General features: G+C 57.6%; 14 protein-coding genes and 1 tRNA gene. 9 read left to right on the forward strand and 6 right to left on the reverse strand.

Translation table 11 applies throughout. From position 1 onward, the window contains the following. Window positions 1–45: 45 nt before the first annotated feature. Together gpt and fabI are read right to left on the reverse strand one after the other, a co-directional pair. Window positions 46–555 (reverse strand): xanthine phosphoribosyltransferase, encoded by a 510-nt coding sequence (gene gpt, locus ACR3EM_RS04995; RefSeq protein WP_480469706.1) that lies wholly within the window; start codon window positions 553–555, stop codon window positions 46–48. A 3-nt stretch (window positions 556–558) separates the two neighbouring features. Further along, a complete protein-coding gene (fabI, locus tag ACR3EM_RS05000; RefSeq protein ID WP_480469707.1) occupies window positions 559–1,365 on the reverse strand; it encodes an enoyl-ACP reductase FabI in 807 nt (268 codons plus the stop codon). A gap of 135 nt (window positions 1,366–1,500) precedes the next feature. On the opposite strand from fabI, the gene pdxH reads away from it, so the two are divergent. The 4 genes from pdxH to ACR3EM_RS05020 all read left to right on the forward strand — a co-directional run bounded on the left by pdxH (window position 1,501) and on the right by ACR3EM_RS05020 (window position 3,350). Further along, a complete protein-coding gene (gene pdxH / locus ACR3EM_RS05005; RefSeq protein WP_480469708.1) occupies window positions 1,501–2,106 on the forward strand; it encodes a pyridoxamine 5'-phosphate oxidase in 606 nt (201 codons plus the stop codon). A 121-nt stretch (window positions 2,107–2,227) separates the two neighbouring features. Then, window positions 2,228–2,755 (forward strand): cold-shock protein, encoded by a 528-nt coding sequence (locus ACR3EM_RS05010; protein ID WP_480469709.1) that lies wholly within the window; start codon window positions 2,228–2,230, stop codon window positions 2,753–2,755. Window positions 2,756–2,762: 7 nt separating this feature from the next. Continuing rightward, window positions 2,763–3,230, forward strand: coding sequence for a DUF192 domain-containing protein (locus ACR3EM_RS05015; RefSeq protein ID WP_480469710.1), 468 nt, complete (start codon window positions 2,763–2,765; stop codon window positions 3,228–3,230). 43 nt (window positions 3,231–3,273) lie between these two features. Further along, window positions 3,274–3,350: transfer RNA gene (locus tag ACR3EM_RS05020), tRNA-Pro, on the forward strand. 11 nt (window positions 3,351–3,361) lie between these two features. Here the strand turns inward: ACR3EM_RS05020 and ACR3EM_RS05025 are convergent. Then, complete coding sequence (locus tag ACR3EM_RS05025) at window positions 3,362–3,796, reverse strand: hypothetical protein (protein ID WP_480469711.1); 435 nt, start codon at window positions 3,794–3,796, stop codon at window positions 3,362–3,364. Window positions 3,797–4,342: 546 nt separating this feature from the next. On the opposite strand from ACR3EM_RS05025, the gene ACR3EM_RS05030 reads away from it, so the two are divergent. Beyond that, window positions 4,343–7,960 carry a vitamin B12-dependent ribonucleotide reductase gene (locus ACR3EM_RS05030; RefSeq protein WP_480469712.1) on the forward strand — a complete coding sequence of 1,206 codons (3,618 nt, stop codon included), beginning with the start codon at window positions 4,343–4,345 and terminating at the stop codon, window positions 7,958–7,960. A gap of 543 nt (window positions 7,961–8,503) precedes the next feature. Continuing rightward, window positions 8,504–8,749: an EF-hand domain-containing protein gene (locus ACR3EM_RS05035; RefSeq protein WP_480469713.1), complete on the forward strand. Its 246-nt coding sequence runs from the start codon at window positions 8,504–8,506 to the stop codon at window positions 8,747–8,749. Between the two features lie 55 nt (window positions 8,750–8,804). Here ACR3EM_RS05035 and ACR3EM_RS05040 read toward each other — a convergent pair whose 3' ends face one another. Then, window positions 8,805–10,349 carry a trimethylamine methyltransferase family protein gene (locus tag ACR3EM_RS05040; RefSeq protein WP_480469714.1) on the reverse strand — a complete coding sequence of 515 codons (1,545 nt, stop codon included), beginning with the start codon at window positions 10,347–10,349 and terminating at the stop codon, window positions 8,805–8,807. Between the two features lie 413 nt (window positions 10,350–10,762). On the opposite strand from ACR3EM_RS05040, the gene ACR3EM_RS05045 reads away from it, so the two are divergent. Next, window positions 10,763–11,281: an outer membrane protein gene (locus ACR3EM_RS05045; RefSeq protein ID WP_480469715.1), complete on the forward strand. Its 519-nt coding sequence runs from the start codon at window positions 10,763–10,765 to the stop codon at window positions 11,279–11,281. Window positions 11,282–11,289: 8 nt separating this feature from the next. On the opposite strand, the gene ACR3EM_RS05050 is transcribed toward ACR3EM_RS05045, so the two are convergent. Beyond that, window positions 11,290–12,483 (reverse strand): pyridoxal phosphate-dependent aminotransferase, encoded by a 1,194-nt coding sequence (locus tag ACR3EM_RS05050; protein ID WP_480469716.1) that lies wholly within the window; start codon window positions 12,481–12,483, stop codon window positions 11,290–11,292. Window positions 12,484–12,537: 54 nt separating this feature from the next. Further along, window positions 12,538–12,882: an MmcQ/YjbR family DNA-binding protein gene (locus ACR3EM_RS05055; RefSeq protein WP_480469717.1), complete on the reverse strand. Its 345-nt coding sequence runs from the start codon at window positions 12,880–12,882 to the stop codon at window positions 12,538–12,540. Window positions 12,883–13,100: 218 nt separating this feature from the next. On the opposite strand from ACR3EM_RS05055, the gene cysS reads away from it, so the two are divergent. After that, the gene (gene cysS, locus ACR3EM_RS05060; protein WP_480469718.1) at window positions 13,101–14,501 is read left to right on the forward strand and encodes a cysteine--tRNA ligase; all 1,401 of its coding nucleotides are present in this window, start codon (window positions 13,101–13,103) and stop codon (window positions 14,499–14,501) included. Further along, window positions 14,498–16,132: a citramalate synthase gene (gene cimA / locus ACR3EM_RS05065; protein ID WP_480469719.1), complete on the forward strand. Its 1,635-nt coding sequence runs from the start codon at window positions 14,498–14,500 to the stop codon at window positions 16,130–16,132. The genes cysS and cimA overlap by 4 nt, the downstream gene beginning before the upstream one ends. Window position 16,133 lies beyond the last annotated feature (1 nt).

Raw genomic sequence — 16,133 nt, forward strand, 5'->3', positions numbered from 1 at the left:
AGGCTCCGCCCCGCGATCCGAGGTTTTTTGAACAGCAATAAAGGGTCAGTCGGTGCCGCGATAGGGCTCAACATATTGCAGGGCCATGTCCCACGGAAAGAAGATCCACGTGTCCTGGCTGACCTCGGTAATGAAGGTATCAACCATGGGGCGACCTTTGGGTTTGGCATATACAGTGGCGAAATGGGCTTTGGGGTACATCTCACGCACGAGTTCCAGCGTCTTACCGCTATCGACCAGATCATCAATGATCAGAATGCCCTCGCCATCTCCCATCAAATCGGCGTCAGGAGCCTTCAGTACCTCGGCCTCGCCCTGTTCCTGATGGTGATAGGATCTCACGCTGACGGTATCGACGGTGCGAATGTCGAGCTCGCGGCTGACAATCATCGCAGGAGCCATGCCACCGCGAGTGATGGCCACGACGGCGCGCCATGCGCCGTCGTCGGGGCCTTGCCCGTCAAGCCTCCACGCCAAGGCGCGCGAGTCGCGGTGAATCTGGTCCCAGCTGATGTGAAAGCCTTTTTCGTGGGGCAGGCGATCCTTGGCGCTCATGTTTTAACCCTTCTCAACGTCTGGTGCGTCAACGGCTTTCATGCCGACAATGTGATAGCCCGAATCCACGTGCAGGTTTTCACCGGTCACACCACTGCTGAGATCAGACAGCAGGTAGAGCGCTGAGTTGCCTACGTCGTCGATCGTGACGTTGCGGCGCAGGGGCGAGTTATACTCGTTCCACTTCATGATGTACCGGAAATCACCGATGCCGCTGGCTGCCAGCGTCTTGATCGGACCGGCCGAGATCGCGTTCACACGAATGCCATCCTTACCGAGGTCTTCGGCAAGATATTTCACCGAAGCTTCAAGCGCGGCCTTTGCGACGCCCATAACATTATAATGCGGCATCACCTGCTCGGCACCGTAATAGGTAAGCGTGATGGCAGAGCCTCCCTCGGTCATCAGCTTTTCGGCGCGCTGCATGACTGCGGTAAACGAATAAACCGACACGTCCATGGTCAGCTTGAAGTTCGCACGGCTGGTATCGACATAGCGACCGCGCAGCTCGTTCTTGTCAGAGAAGCCGATGGCGTGCACGACGAAATCCAGCTTACCCCATTTCTGTTCGAGTGCCGTGAACAGCCCATCGATTGATTCTTCGTCGCTAACATCGCAGGGCAAAACGACCTCGCTGCCCAGTTGCGCCGCCAAAGGGTCGACGCGTTTCTTCAGGGCATCACCCTGATAGGAAAAGGCCAGTTCGGCCCCGGCGTCGGACAAGGCGCGGGCGATTCCCCATGCGATTGATTTGTCATTGGCCAGTCCCATGATGAGGCCGCGTTTTCCGGCCATCAACTGATTTGACATCTTCGGTTCTCCGCATGTCGTCGCGTTATGTCCGGTTGGTTTATGCCATTGATTGGTCTGCATCAAGGCCATGCGCTCTTGCCCGCAGCGGGTTCTCGCCTTAGGGTCAAGTTCAACTGTTTCCAGGGGATGGAAATGAACGAGCGCAGTGGCATCTTTGCCGGGGCCGATCCGTTTGAAATAGCGGGACGGTGGCTGGCTGAGGCAGAGAAGACAGAATCAAACGATCCGAACGCGATTGCGCTGGCGACCGTGGATTCAGAAGGTCTACCCAATGTCCGGATGGTATTGCTGAAGGAAATCGAAAAAGACGCGTTTGTCTTTTATACCAATTATCACAGCGCCAAAGCCCAGGAACTCGATGACGCCGGCAAGGCGGCCTTCGTGATGCACTGGAAATCTTTGCGGCGTCAAATTCGTGTTCGTGGTACAATCACCCGCGAGGACGGTCCGCAGGCGGATGAATACTATGCATCGCGCTCGCTCAAGAGTAGACTAGGGGCTTGGGCGTCGCATCAGTCGCAACCACTTGAAAGCCGTGCAACTCTGATGGCCGAAGTGGCTAAAGTGACGGCGAAGCTGGGAACGAATCCGCCGCGCCCTAAATTCTGGGGTGGGTATCGATTGGTGCCTGTTGAGATTGAGTTTTGGGCCGACGGAGCCTTTCGGTTGCATGATCGGTTTCAGTGGAGACGTGACGGTGACGCATCTAACTGGCAAGTGCAGAGGTTAAATCCGTGACGTTCGCGTATCGTGAAATGCAACAGTCGGTAAACAAAGGCTTTTTTCAGCTTGAATTTGCGGGCCAATACCATAAACAACAAACCCTTAACGACTTGGTAATCTTCGTGATGGGAAAACAGTGCCAGAAGATCTGAACAGCATGTACCGCGTTCGTGGACACGTAAAATGGTTCGACCCCGCCAAGGGGTACGGATTTGTTGTGTCCGACGAAGGTGGGCCGGATATTCTGTTGCACGTCAACGTCTTGCGGAATTTCGGTCAAAGCTCGGTTGCGGACGGCGCCGGGATCGAGATCATGACACACAAGACCGACCGCGGTGTTCAGGCGGTCGAGGTCGTCAGTGTGGACCCACCGGTTCGTGCCGAGACCATGATGCTTGCCGATTTTGCCGAGCTTGATCCAAACGTGATCGGAAGCGCGCCGCTCGAGGCTGCGCGGGTCAAATGGTTCGACAAGGGCAAGGGTTTCGGGTTTGCGAACGTGTTCGGCAGCAGCGAAGATGTGTTTCTTCATATTGAGGTTCTGCGTCGCTCGGGCCTTGCTGATCTGCAACCGGGCGAGGCGCTGGCCATGCGGGTAATCGATGGCAAGCGCGGGCGCATGGCCGCTCAGGTGCTAGCCTGGGAAGCGGCACTGAACAGCTAAGCAGCGCATGAAGAAATTTGCGACAGCTCTGATTGCTCTCACGGTTCTGTTCTCTGGGACTGCTTGGGCCGAGTGTCGTGCTGACCGGGTTGAGCTGCGAAATGATGCGGCGCAGGTTCGGTTCGACATCGAACTGGCGGTGACCCCAGAGGAACGGTCGCGCGGATTGATGTTCCGAGAGAGCATGCCCAGCCGGTCGGGGATGTTGTTTATCTTCGATCCGCCGCAACGTGTGGCATTCTGGATGAAAAACACGCTGATTCCACTCGACATGATTTTTGTGGATCGCACCGGCGCGGTGACACGTGTGCATGAAGGGGCCGTTCCTGGCGATCTGACCCCGATCGAGGGCGGCGATTCGGTCTATGCTGTGCTTGAAATCAATGCAGGGCTCGCTGCACGCTATGGCATTCGGCCCGGAACTCAGATGCGACACGAAGTTTTTTCGCAAGGTCCCGCAATTTGGCCCTGTTAGGGCTTTTCAAATCAGATTGCCGCGTTTAGGAAGGCGCACGGTCCGGGGCGTGGCGCAGTCTGGTAGCGCACCTGTTTTGGGTACAGGGGGTCGTAGGTTCGAATCCTGCCGCCCCGACCACTTCTCTCTGTTTACACTGGCGTTCCGCCGAAAGTGTTGTAGAGCCGCGAAAAATCGCGATCCAAATCCTTGCTTTCTACCGGAATCCTTAGCGTTTTACCGCTTTTCTGCGGAACAAGGAAAAACAACTCGGCATCCACGCGATAGCCTTGTTGGTTTTTTGTCGAGCTCAGTCGCGTCACGATCTGAGGCAAATTCTGTGGATAACCGTCATAGCTGAGAATCAGATAGGCGGTGGCCTGAGGGGACAGCGTCTCGTGGCACTCATAGCTGTTCGAACTGGTTTTCCGATAGCTGTCACCGGGGCCTGAACAATCTGTCTTGAAGGTGTTGAACAGGCTTTCTGGATAACTTGGGAACTGAGCACTGCGCGATGCAAGCAGCGCCTCTTGTGATGTACAAGACACGGTCAGGGCCAGAAGGGGCAACAGAAGCAGCAGGCGCATGGTGGAATAAAATCCCGTACGGAAAAAACACAACACGCTGACTATGCCATGTGTTCAACACAGTAGACGATGATTCTCTGATAGTGTTCTTGATGGCCGCGCGCTTGATCAATTTCGCGTAACTGTGGCGTTCAAAACGGGAAATCAATTTGGGACTAATGGCTCGTGCGTGATTGATCCGGGCGACCGGCCTGTGGAGGAATCATCGACCGGCGATTTCCCGCCTGTTTGTCAGATTGGGTCAAGCCAAAAGATTTCAAAAATGACCCAAAAAGCCCGTTGACCAACTATGGGTATATACGTCAGATTGTATAAACCGATGAACGAGCCACTAAATCTGGTAGGTAATGACCAGAAGCGGGCGTCGGGCAAGGGACGGACAGCAAACCAATATAACGTGCGACCGCGTAAGCGGTTCTGCGCTGTAACGGGCAGCGCTAGGTCCTTTGTGCCTTTGTTGAATCGGTTGTGCGGGCGGCACCCCGCAACACAAGATTTGGTGTCGGGGTTGAAAATTTTGGACAACGTGAAGCTGGGGCAGCGGACATGAAGATTGAAAGAAAATTCACCAAACCGGGGCAGGATGCATATGCCGAGCTGGATTTTGTGTCCGCAACGTCCGAGATCCGCAATCCGGATGGCACCATCGTGTTCCGCTTGGACGAGATCGAGGTTCCCGCGAAGTGGAGCCAGGTAGCCAGCGACGTCATCGCGCAGAAGTATTTCCGCAAGGCGGGTGTTCCGTCCAAGCTGAAAAAGGTCAAGGAGAAGGACGTCCCTGAGTTCCTGTGGCGCTCTGTTCCCGCTGATGACGCTGAATTCGATGGTGAAACTTCGTCAAAGCAGGTGTTCGACCGTTTGGCTGGTGCTTGGGCCTATTGGGGCTGGAAGGGCGGCTATTTCTCGACCGAGGACGACGCGCGCGCTTACTTTGATGAGATGCGGTATATGCTGGCAACCCAGCGCGCCGCGCCTAACTCGCCGCAGTGGTTTAACACCGGTCTGCACTGGGCATATGGAATCGACGGTCCGGCGCAGGGTCACCATTATGTTGACTACAAAACCGGCAAGCTGACCAAATCGAAATCGGCTTACGAGCACCCGCAGCCGCATGCGTGCTTCATCCAGTCCGTAGATGATGATCTGGTCAACGAAGGCGGTATCATGGATCTGTGGGTGCGCGAGGCGCGCCTGTTCAAATACGGCTCAGGTACCGGGACCAACTTCAGCCATCTGCGGGCTGAGGGCGAGGCGCTGTCGGGTGGCGGCAAGTCCTCGGGCCTGATGGGCTTTCTCAAGATCGGTGACCGCGCCGCCGGCGCGATCAAATCGGGCGGGACAACCCGTCGGGCAGCAAAGATGGTAATCGTCGATGCGGATCACCCGGATATCGAGCAATTCATCGAGTGGAAAGTGATCGAAGAGCAGAAGGTTGCCTCGATCGTTGCGGGATCAAAGATGCACGAGAAGATGCTGAATGGCATTTTCGAGGCCATCCGCAGCTGGGACGGTGCGCAGGACGATGCGTATGAGCCCAACAAGAATGATAGTTTGAAGAAAGCGGTGCGTGAGGCGAAAAAAGTTGCGATCCCCGAAACTTACATCAAGCGCGTGCTGGACTATGCGCGGCAGGGTCACGACAGCATCGAGTTCCCGACTTACGACACGGACTGGGATTCGGAGGCCTATAGCTCGGTCTCGGGTCAGAACTCGAACAACTCGATCCGCGTGACCAATGCGTTCCTGACCGCTGTCGAGAAAGATGCCGATTGGGAACTGATCAACCGCACCGACGGCAAGGTCGCTCGCACCGTCAAGGCGCGGGACCTTTGGGAGAAAGTTGGCCACGCCGCTTGGGCCTGTGCCGATCCGGGCATTCAATTCCACGATACCGTCAACGAATGGCACACATGCCCCGAAGATGGTGAGATTCGCGGCTCGAACCCGTGCTCGGAATATATGTTCCTCGATGACACGGCCTGTAACCTGGCGTCGATGAACCTGCTGACCTTCCTCAAGGATGGTGAGTTCCAGGCGGCGGACTATATGCACGCTTCGCGCCTGTGGACCCTGACGCTGGAAATCTCGGTGACCATGGCGCAGTTCCCGTCGAAGGAAATCGCGCAACTGTCCTATGACTTCCGTACTTTGGGTCTGGGTTACGCCAATATTGGCGGTCTGCTGATGAACATGGGCTACAGCTATGACTCGGACGAGGGCCGGGCGATCTGTGGCGCGCTGACCGCGATCATGACCGGTGTGGCTTATGCGACCTCGGCGGAGATTGCAGGCGAGCTTGGCCCGTTCAAAGGATATGAGCGCAACGCCGATCACATGCTACGCGTCATCCGTAACCACCGCCGTGCGTCGCAAGGTGTGACCGACGGTTATGAGAAGCTGGCCGTGAAGCCGGTGCCTCTGGACCACGGCAATTGCCCGGACAAACGTCTGGTCGATCTGGCCATGTCGGCTTGGGATGAGGCGCTGAACCTCGGTGAGAAGAACGGCTACCGCAACGCGCAGGCCACAGTTATCGCACCGACCGGCACTATTGGTCTGGTGATGGACTGCGACACAACCGGGATCGAGCCCGATTTTGCGCTGGTTAAATTCAAAAAGCTGGCCGGTGGCGGTTACTTCAAGATTATCAACCGCTCGGTGCCTTCGGCGCTGGAGAAGCTGGGCTATTCCTCGGCTCAGATCGAAGAGATCGTGGGCTATGCGGTTGGGCACGGCACCATCGGCAACGCACCGGGGATCAACCACACCTCGCTGACCGGTCATGGCTTTGGGCCGAATGAACTGGCCAAAGTGGACGCCGCACTGGAAAGCGCCTTCGACATCCGGTTCGTCTTCAACCAGTGGACACTGGGCGAGGATTTCTGCACCGGCGTTCTGGGCATCCCGGCGACCAAGCTGAACGACCCGACATTCGACCTGCTGCGCCATCTGGGCTTTACCAAGGCGGATATCGACGCGGCCAATGACCACGTCTGCGGAACCATGACGCTGGAAGGCGCGCCGCACCTGAAAGAGGAACACTACGCGATCTTTGACTGCGCCAACCCGTGCGGCAAGAAAGGCAAGCGTTTCCTGGGGGTTGATAGCCACATCACTATGATGGCGGCGGCGCAGAGCTTCATCTCGGGTGCGATCTCGAAGACGATCAACATGCCGAACGACGCGACCATCGAGGATTGCCAGAAGGCCTACGAACTCAGCTGGTCGCTGGGTGTGAAGGCCAATGCGCTGTACCGCGACGGCTCAAAACTGTCGCAGCCCCTGGCCGCGGCGCTGGTCGAGGATGACGACGAGGCAGCGGAAGTGCTGGAAAGCGGCTCGACGCAGGAAAAAGCTGTCGTTCTGGCCGAGAAAGTGATCGAGAAGGTTGTGGTCAAGGAAATGATCCGCAGCCACCGCGAGAAACTGCCGCATCGCCGCAAGGGTTACACTCAGAAGGCAATCGTGGGTGGCCACAAGGTCTATCTGCGCACTGGTGAGTTCGAAGACGGCAAGCTGGGCGAGATCTTCATCGACATGCACAAGGAAGGCGCTGGCTTCCGGGCGATGATGAACAACTTTGCCATCGCCGTGTCGGTTGGTCTGCAATATGGCGTGCCGCTAGAAGAGTTCGTGGACGCCTTCACCTTCACCAAATTCGAACCGGCAGGGATGGTGCAGGGCAACGACTCGATCAAGAACGCGACATCGATCCTAGACTATATCTTCCGTGAACTGGCTGTGTCCTATCTGGACCGCACCGATCTGGCCCATGTGAAGCCCGAAGGCGCGACGTTCGACGATCTGGGCCGTGGCGAGGAAGACGGATTGTCGAATGTGTCTGAGATCAGCGACAGCGCGGCGACCAAGTCGTTGGAAGTGCTGAAACAAATCAGTTCGACTGGCTATTTGCGCAAGCGTCTGCCGCAAGATCTGATGGTCTTTAACGGTGGTCAGGCTGACGTAACCGGCATGGCAGAAACCTCAGCCGCTTTCGAAGCACCTGCTGAAACGGCAGTCGCAACCGGAATGGACGCCCGCACCAAAGCCAAGATGCAAGGGTATGAGGGCGATCCTTGCGGCGAATGCGGAAACTACACGCTGGTGCGCAACGGCACCTGCATGAAATGCAACACCTGCGGCGCGACAAGCGGGTGTAGCTGAGTTCAGCGCCCCGGCAACCCGGGGTGCAGGGGTCGGATAGCTGCCACAGGTACCGACCCCGACGAATTCGGAGCAAGGCGCTGAGACTTACCATCGATGCCTTGGTCCACTCGGCCGACATGCCCGTGTTGGCCGGGAACAGGGTGGGGCGGAATATTTGCTCCCTCCCACTCTCTCACGGGGCGGGTGCGCTCGCCCCATGCGCAGTCCAGGCCGCAGGCAAAAAAACACCGGGCGGTCAACGAAATGAGCCTGGAAGGCGAAACTGACAGGGGGCTTCGGCCCCCTTTCTTTTTGGGCCGCCGAGTCGGTCTTTTCAGCAGACCCTTGCCGGATCGCACGCCTTTCATCGGGTAAAGCTTGCCTAATCTTCGGTTGGCCGTTTTGCCCGGCAGGGCTTTGCGGATGCGACTCGGTCAAACACGCAGAGATTGGCCTGAATGGCTTGGCATCGCGGAATGCGGGTGACCTGTGTGATTAAGAGGCGTTTTGTGGTGCCTGTCCGGACGAGAAATACACCTAAAACACACTCAGGAGGCACAAATGGAACCGAAGAAACTAGCGATACTTTCCACTCTGGCTTTTGGACTGCCGATGATGGCTCTGGCACAGGGAACGGCTGACACAAATGGCGACGGGGTTCTGACCATCGAAGAAGTGCAGGCGGTTGTACCTGGTGTCGATGCCGATGGCTTTGCGCTGATGGATGCCAATGGGGACGGAGCGTTGGATCCCGAAGAGATCGCGGTCGCGCAGGAAGCAGGGTTGCTACCGCCATCCAACGGGTGAACGTAGCGATAAAGAAGGCAGCTCGATATGCATCGAGCTGCCTGTTTTCAACATCTTACGTAGGCAAGTGAATGTTGAACCTGCTGCGCAGTTCAGCATCCAGAACCGGATCGAACCGAGCCATGGAAGGGGTCGCCAAGATCTCTTCCTTCCGAGCGATGGCCTTTTCGATCAGATCGGGCTTTCCGAGTTCCGCCCACTCCTTGGGCGAGGTCCGGTCGCCGAAAGTCGGATAGACGTAATCTGCCTGCATCCGGCTGAGCGTCGCATCCGTACCCAGATAGTGCCCGGGGCCACCCATGCAGACCTCGGCGATTTGATCCAGCGCGAGCGTTTCATCACTGACCTCAATGCCGCGCACGCAGCGCTGCGCCTGACCGATCAGATCATCGCTGAGGATGAGGCTTTCATGGCAAAAGCCTAGCAGAGAGGCGTGCATGCCAGCCGCTTCGTACACCATGTTCAGACCCGACAGGCCTGCCATGACGTTGGAACACATCTGCTCCCACCCGGCTTGCATATCGGGCAGTTTCGAGTCCGATGCGCCCGCAGCGGCACCGCCGGGCAGATTATAGAAGCGATGCATTTGCGCACATCCAGCGGTCAGCAAGGCTTGCTCGCCTGATCCGATAGACATCGCGCCCGTCCGCAGGTCGAGGCCAAAGGGCCAGGTGCCAAAAATCGCCGGAGCACCGGGACTTACGGCGTTTACATAAACCAGTCCAGCCAGACATTCAGCGGTAGCTTGCATGATCGCTCCGGCGATGGTTGAGGGCGCGGTAGCACCGGCCATGCCAGCGGAAAGCAGCAGAACGGGCATCCCGGCCTTGATGCATTCCTCCATCACTTCGCAGCTTTCGGTCGCAAATTTCATTGGCGGAACAACAAAGCAGTTCGAGTTCGACACGAAAGGTCGTTCGCGATAGGCGTCCTCGCCACCGGCAATCATGTGGATCAACTCCATTGCCGGTGCGACATGGCTGGGTTCTGTGAAAGAAGTGCCGATGTGTTTGAAGGTGCCCGAACACGCGGCGTAGATTGTGTTCAGGTCCATCTCAAGGTTGTCAGGGATATCGCGGCAGACCATCGGACGCTGAACAAAGTGAATGTTTTCAAGCTGTTCGCAGATACGCGCGGCGTCGTGTAGATCTTGGACGGTTGAGTCACGATATTCCTGTCCGTGGACATCGACCATGCTGACCGCAGCACCGGCCGTGCCATAGTGAACCTTGGTACCAGTCAGTTCCAGATCGGTTTTGCCATCCCGACTGTACAGCGTGACCGAGCGATTGGCCTTGGCAATCGTATCTTCCACCAGCGCACGCGGAAAACGAATGCGGCCATCGTCGCCCAATGTGCACCCGGCGGCGGTCAGATAATCGATACCGCTTTGCGGCGCATCTGCCAGACCGATGGTTTCGAGCGCCGTCAGGGCAGCCTCGTGGATGCGCTCGATCTGGGCCTGGGTCAGGACATTGAGGACACCGCCTTCCATTCCGGGACGGATGGGGCGGAGATGCTCTGGCAGTGCCGTGGCGCGGGCAGCACGGCGCGCAGCGCGCCCACCACTGCGGGAGGAAGTACGGGTTTGATCGTTCATAGAGTTGAGTCCGGTTCTGAGATTGCAAGCGTATATTCAGGTGTGATCAGCGTGTCGCTGGCCTGCCGCGTGCCGCACGTCCCCGATCCGCACCAATGGTGCGGCTGATCAGGCTTATTTTTCCGACATCACTTTGCATGCGTACCCTCAGTCTGGTGTCCAGAGTGTTCCAATACCGGGCGACATAATCTGTCCCGTTTGCGACTTGGGTATGGATATTTTTTATCAGAAATTAGTCATGGAACCACAACTAAGCGTGAGAAAATGTTTTTCCCGTTACGCTAGAAATCTGTTACTCTGTACATAGTTAATTAACGAAAGCGCGAGAGTTTAATTTATAATCATTGCTGCAAGGTGTTGAAACGCAGCCCCGCCAATCCGCCCAGACCGGCACCATAGGTTCGGAGGTCTGAATGAAATCGATAAAGGCCACACTTGTCGCAGTACTGTTCGCGGTGGCTGGACCCGTTTTGGCTGAGGATTGGACCGGTGCCTATGCCGGGTTCAGTTTTGGTTATGCGGACGTAGATGGATCTGGTGGTGCAGGGGGCAACGGTGGCAGCTTTGGACCGCTTATCGGTTACGACTACGATTTTGGCAATTTCGTTCTGGGTGGTGAACTGGAATATAACCGCCTGAACCTTGATCTGGGTCAGTCTCAGGGAAGCCTCGATAGTATGTCTCGCCTGAAGCTGCGCGGCGGGTACGATTTTGGCCCGGCCCTCGGCTATGTGGTGGTGGGCACCGCACGCGCCAGTACCTCGGGTGATAGCGACACGGCTGCCGTTTACGGGATCGGTGTTGCCTATCCGCTAGGCGATCGGTTCGTCATCAGTGGCGAGGCTTTGCGACAGGATTTCGATGATATTCCAACCTCGGGCCGAGGTCTGGATGCAAATGTGTTCAATTTGCGGACCACGTTCCGGTTCTGATCCGGGCATCAGGCGGTAGCTGTCTGAACTCCTCCGGCCAACTGCGCAGCGAAATCGCAGAGCAATTTCAGCGAGGCGGCAAACTTCTCATCCGCTATCGTCATGGCGACACGGACGTGTCCGGCGGCGGCGGTCCCAAAACTCTCACCGGGCATAACGGCGATGGAATGGGTGTCCAATAGTGCGTTGGCAAAGGCTTCTCCGCTGAGGCCGGTGGCGCGGATATCGAGCATCAGGTACATCGCTCCTTGTGCCGGGATCAAACCAACGGCTTGTTGCGCGCCCAGCACTTCAAGCGCCAATGCGCGGCGACGTCTAAATGGCTCGGATATCCGATCTTCCAGTTCGTGACCGGCGCTCAGGGCAAAGCTGGCGGCGTCCTGAATGAAACCGGGCACTCCGTATGTCGTATGGGTGGCAAGGTTGATCAGGTGCTCGATCACCTCCTCCGGCGCGACGATCCAGCCACAGCGTGAGCCTGTCATGGCATGCGATTTCGACATTGATCCGATCACCAATGTACGCTCGGCCATGCCGGGCAGGGCGCGCGGCGAGACATGGGTGCCGTCCCAGACCTGAGTGTCATAGACTTCATCCGAGATCAGCCACAAATCGCGGCGCTCGCAAAGCTTCGAAATGGCCGAGAGCGTTTCGGTGGAATACACCACTCCCGTTGGGTTGTTCGGCGTGTTGATCAGCAGCGATACCGCGCCGTCAGCGGCCGCGTCGATATCCTGCGCGCGCGGTTGAAACGCATCTTCTGCACGGGTTGCGATGGGTCTGGCAATAGCACCGGCCCCGCGAATTGTGCCGGGATAGGTGGCATAATAAGGATCGAGATACAGGCCAACATCACCAGGATCGCAGAGCGCCGTATGCGCAGCGAATAGCGCGGCCTGTCCACCCGGCGTAATCATTACGTTGTCACGTGTTGTTCTGACCCCGGTGCGCAGCTGAACGCGGGCAGCGACTGTATCGCGCAGCAGGTCTGTGCCGGGCACCATGGCATAGCCGGTGTGACCGTCACGGGCAGAGGCATCCATCGCAGCCAGAATTGAAGGATCGGTTCGGATATCATGTTCGCCAATGGTCAGTTCGGTGACCGCGCGACCTTCGCCGATCATCCGGCGCGCGCGGTAGAAAACGTCCCATCCATCCGATCCACCGCCTGTCAGATGCGTGATGCGATGCGATAATTTCATGACGCGCCCTCCGGTCCTTACGCCGAATGGGGCAGAGCGCCGCAGCTTTGTCAATCAGCTTCGTGGCGGCAAGCCAGATTGCACTTTCTTGGTCAGCGATGCGCGGACAATGTCGTACGAGGTGACCAGACGGTGCCGCATCTCGTCGACTTCGGTTTCCCAAGGCAGCCGGACCCAACTGCGGTGAAAATAGGGGGCTTTGGTGCCGATCCCGGCATCAATCAGCATCTGCGCGGTCTCTATGTCGGGCGTCTTGATCGAAACTCCGTCGCCGACCGAACCGACGCAGGCGAACATCTTGCCGCCAACTTTCCATGCGTCGTGGCCGCCACCCCAAGGGTCGGAAAGTTCGGCACCGGGCAGGTCTGCGCATACGGAATTGACGTAATCACGGGTCATGGTGGGCAGACTGCCGCTGAGGGCGCTAAAACTCAAGGCTTGGCTCAAAACCGATCCCGTGCTAGGCAAAGCGCATGAACCGGAAAACTTGCATCATTATCTGCTGCATTACCTGCTGATTTCTCAAGCGGGCCGGTTTCTTTCGTTTTCATCTCTGAGACAAGTTGCTAAGCCCGCGCCAACGCGTGACGTATATGCTGTTTCAGGAGCACGACCAGATGACGACGATCAAACTGCACAACACAAGGACACGGACGAAAGAGGATTTCGCGCCGATCGATCCCGACAATGTGCGGATGTATGTCTGTGGTCCGACGGTCTATGACCGGGCGCATTTGGGGAATGCACGGCCTGTGGTTGTGTTCGACGTGCTCTATCGTTTGTTGCGGCATGTGTACGGTGCTGATCACGTGACCTATGTGCGCAATTTCACCGACGTGGACGACAAGATCAACGCCACCGCTCTGGCGCGTAAGAAGGCCGGAGCCGAGGGTTCGCTTGAGCAGTTGGTGCAGGAGCGTTCGGACGAGACCATTGGCTGGTATCTTCATGATATGGGCGCGCTTGGGGCGATGGAGCCGAACGCGATGCCTCGTGCCACAGAATATATCGCGCAGATGATTGCGATGATCGAAGACCTGATCGCCAAGGGGCATGCCTATGTCGCCGAGGGGCATGTTCTTTTTGCGGTGGATAGCTGGAAGGAGCACTACGGCGCTCTTTCTGGACGGTCGGTCGATGACATGATCGCGGGCGCTCGGGTTGAGGTTGCGCCTTACAAGAAAAACCCGATGGATTTTGTTCTGTGGAAGCCGTCGACCGATGAGTTGCCCGGCTGGGACAGCCCATGGGGCCGGGGGCGTCCGGGCTGGCACATTGAGTGCTCGGCGATGAGCTATGAGCTGTTGGGCGAAAGCTTTGACATTCATGGCGGCGGTAACGATCTGATGTTCCCGCATCACGAGAACGAGATTGCTCAGAGCAAATGCGCCCATCCGCATGGCGAATTCGCGCGTGTCTGGATGCATAATGAGATGCTGCAGGTCGAGGGCAAGAAGATGTCCAAATCGCTGGGCAATTTCTTCACCGTTCATGACTTGCTGGAGCAGGGTGTGCCGGGTGAGGTGATCCGGTTTGTGTTCCTGCAGACCCATTATCGCAAGCCGATGGACTGGACCGAGAAGAAGGCACGCGAAGCCGAGGCAACGTTGCGCAAGTGGCGGGCGCTGACAGCAGGCATCGAGCCCGCTGCCACCGCGGCACCTGCGGTCATTGATGCGCTTGCAGATGACATGAACACGGCAGGTGCCATCGCTGAACTTCATCGTTTGGCTGCTGACAGCAACGCTGCTTTATTGCTGGCGAGTGCACAGGTAATCGGGCTGTTGACGGATGAAATGGCAGCTTGGGCGCATACCGCCGTGGCTGATCTGTCATCCCACGCAGAAAAACTGGCCGATGCGCGCGCTCTTGCGATGCAGAACAAGGATTTCTCTGAGGTCGATCGCCTGAAGGCGGCCTATGTCGCCGCAGGGCTGGAGGTTCGGATGAGCAAGGACGGTGTGGAATTGGTGCCAGGTGCTGGCTTTGATGCCGCGAAGTTGGAGGCGGTCGAATGACCAAACAGCGCCTTTATCTCTATGACACCACCTTGCGCGACGGGCAGCAGACGCAAGGCGTACAGTTCTCGACCGCAGAGAAGGTACAGATCGCGCAGGCTCTGGATTCGTTGGGGCTTGATTACATCGAAGGAGGCTGGCCCGGGGCGAACCCGACTGACAGCGCCTTTTTTGATGCCGCGCCCAAGACTTCGGCCTGTATGACCGCGTTTGGGATGACCAAACGCGCGGGCCGATCGGCGGAGAATGATGACGTTCTGGCTGCTGTGATGAACGCGGGAACACCAGCCGTTTGTCTCGTGGGGAAATCGCACGATTACCACGTGACCCATGCGCTTGGTATCACGCTGGAGGAGAACACCGAGAACGTTCGTGCCTCGGTCGCGCATATCGTGGCGCAGGGGCGGGAGGCTCTGTTTGATGCCGAGCATTTCTTTGATGGCTACAAGGACAAACCGGAATATGCGGTTGAAGTCTGTCGCGCTGCGCTCGATGCGGGGGCACGGTGGGTGGTTCTGTGTGACACCAATGGCGGGGCCTTGCCGGCAGAAGTCGGGCGGATCGTGTCTGAGGTGATTGCGGCCGGTCTACCCGGGGATCGGCTGGGTATTCATACTCATAACGATACCGAAAATGCCGTGGCGTGCTCGCTGGCTGCCGTTGACGCGGGCGCGCGGCAGATACAGGGGACGCTGAATGGTTTGGGAGAGCGCTGCGGTAACGCCAACCTGACCGCTTTGATCCCGACGTTGATGCTGAAAGAGCCCTATGCCTCGCACTATGAGATCGGAGTGAAGCCCGAGGCTCTGGCCGGATTGACGCGGATCAGCAGGATGCTGGATGATATCCTGAACCGCGTGCCCAGCAAGCAGAGTGCCTATGTCGGCGCGTCGGCTTTTGCGCATAAGGCCGGGCTGCATGCCAGCGCGATCCTCAAGGACCCGACGACCTATGAGCATATTGATCCCGCAAGTGTCGGCAATGCGCGCATTATTCCGATGTCGAACCAGGCTGGGCAATCGAACCTGCGCAAACGGCTGACCGATGCAGGATTGGCCGTTGAAGCGAGCGATCCGGCGCTGGGGCGTATTCTGGAGCGGATCAAACTGCGCGAGGCCGAGGGCTATTCCTACGACACCGCGCAGGCCAGTTTCGAACTGTTGGCGCGGGATGAGTTGGGGCAACTGCCCGAATTCTTTGAGGTCAAACGATATAAGGTGACCGTTGAGCGCCGGAAGAACAAATACAACAAGATGGTCAGCCTGTCCGAGGCGGTCGTTGTTGTGAAAGTGGATGGCGAGAAGAAGCTGTCGGTGAGTGAATCACTCGATGAAAGCGGCAGCGATCGCGGCCCGGTGAACGCGCTGGCGAAAGCTCTGGCCAAGGATTTGGGGCAGTATTCGCAGATACTGTCGGATATGCGGTTGGTCGACTTCAAGGTGCGCATCACTCAAGGCGGGACCGAGGCGGTCACGCGCGTGATCATCGACAGCGAAGACGGGCAGGGGCGGCGTTGGTCCACAGTTGGCGTCAGTGCGAACATTATCGATGCCTCGTTCGAGGCGCTGTTGGACGCGATCCAGTGGAAGCTGGTGAGCGATTGCAGCCCGCAGTCAGCGGCAGCCGAATAGC

This window comes from Ruegeria sp. AH3, from assembly GCF_056536265.1.

Bases quoted from the DNA above. Each gene is read 5' to 3' on its own strand.
- ACR3EM_RS05025 (WP_480469711.1), bottom strand. From the start codon at position 3,796: ATGCGCCTGCTGCTTCTGTTGCCCCTTCTGGCCCTGACCGTGTCTTGT.
- ACR3EM_RS05040 (WP_480469714.1), bottom strand. From the start codon at position 10,349: ATGAACGATCAAACCCGTACTTCCTCCCGCAGTGGTGGGCGCGCTGCG.
- cysS (WP_480469718.1), top strand. From the start codon at position 13,101: ATGACGACGATCAAACTGCACAACACAAGGACACGGACGAAAGAGGAT.
- ACR3EM_RS05050 (WP_480469716.1), bottom strand. From the start codon at position 12,483: ATGAAATTATCGCATCGCATCACGCATCTGACAGGCGGTGGATCGGAT.
- cimA (WP_480469719.1), top strand. From the start codon at position 14,498: ATGACCAAACAGCGCCTTTATCTCTATGACACCACCTTGCGCGACGGG.
- pdxH (WP_480469708.1), top strand. From the start codon at position 1,501: ATGAACGAGCGCAGTGGCATCTTTGCCGGGGCCGATCCGTTTGAAATA.
- ACR3EM_RS05035 (WP_480469713.1), top strand. From the start codon at position 8,504: ATGGAACCGAAGAAACTAGCGATACTTTCCACTCTGGCTTTTGGACTG.
- ACR3EM_RS05030 (WP_480469712.1), top strand. From the start codon at position 4,343: ATGAAGATTGAAAGAAAATTCACCAAACCGGGGCAGGATGCATATGCC.
- ACR3EM_RS05015 (WP_480469710.1), top strand. From the start codon at position 2,763: ATGAAGAAATTTGCGACAGCTCTGATTGCTCTCACGGTTCTGTTCTCT.
- fabI (WP_480469707.1), bottom strand. From the start codon at position 1,365: ATGTCAAATCAGTTGATGGCCGGAAAACGCGGCCTCATCATGGGACTG.
- ACR3EM_RS05045 (WP_480469715.1), top strand. From the start codon at position 10,763: ATGAAATCGATAAAGGCCACACTTGTCGCAGTACTGTTCGCGGTGGCT.
- ACR3EM_RS05055 (WP_480469717.1), bottom strand. From the start codon at position 12,882: ATGACCCGTGATTACGTCAATTCCGTATGCGCAGACCTGCCCGGTGCC.
- gpt (WP_480469706.1), bottom strand. From the start codon at position 555: ATGAGCGCCAAGGATCGCCTGCCCCACGAAAAAGGCTTTCACATCAGC.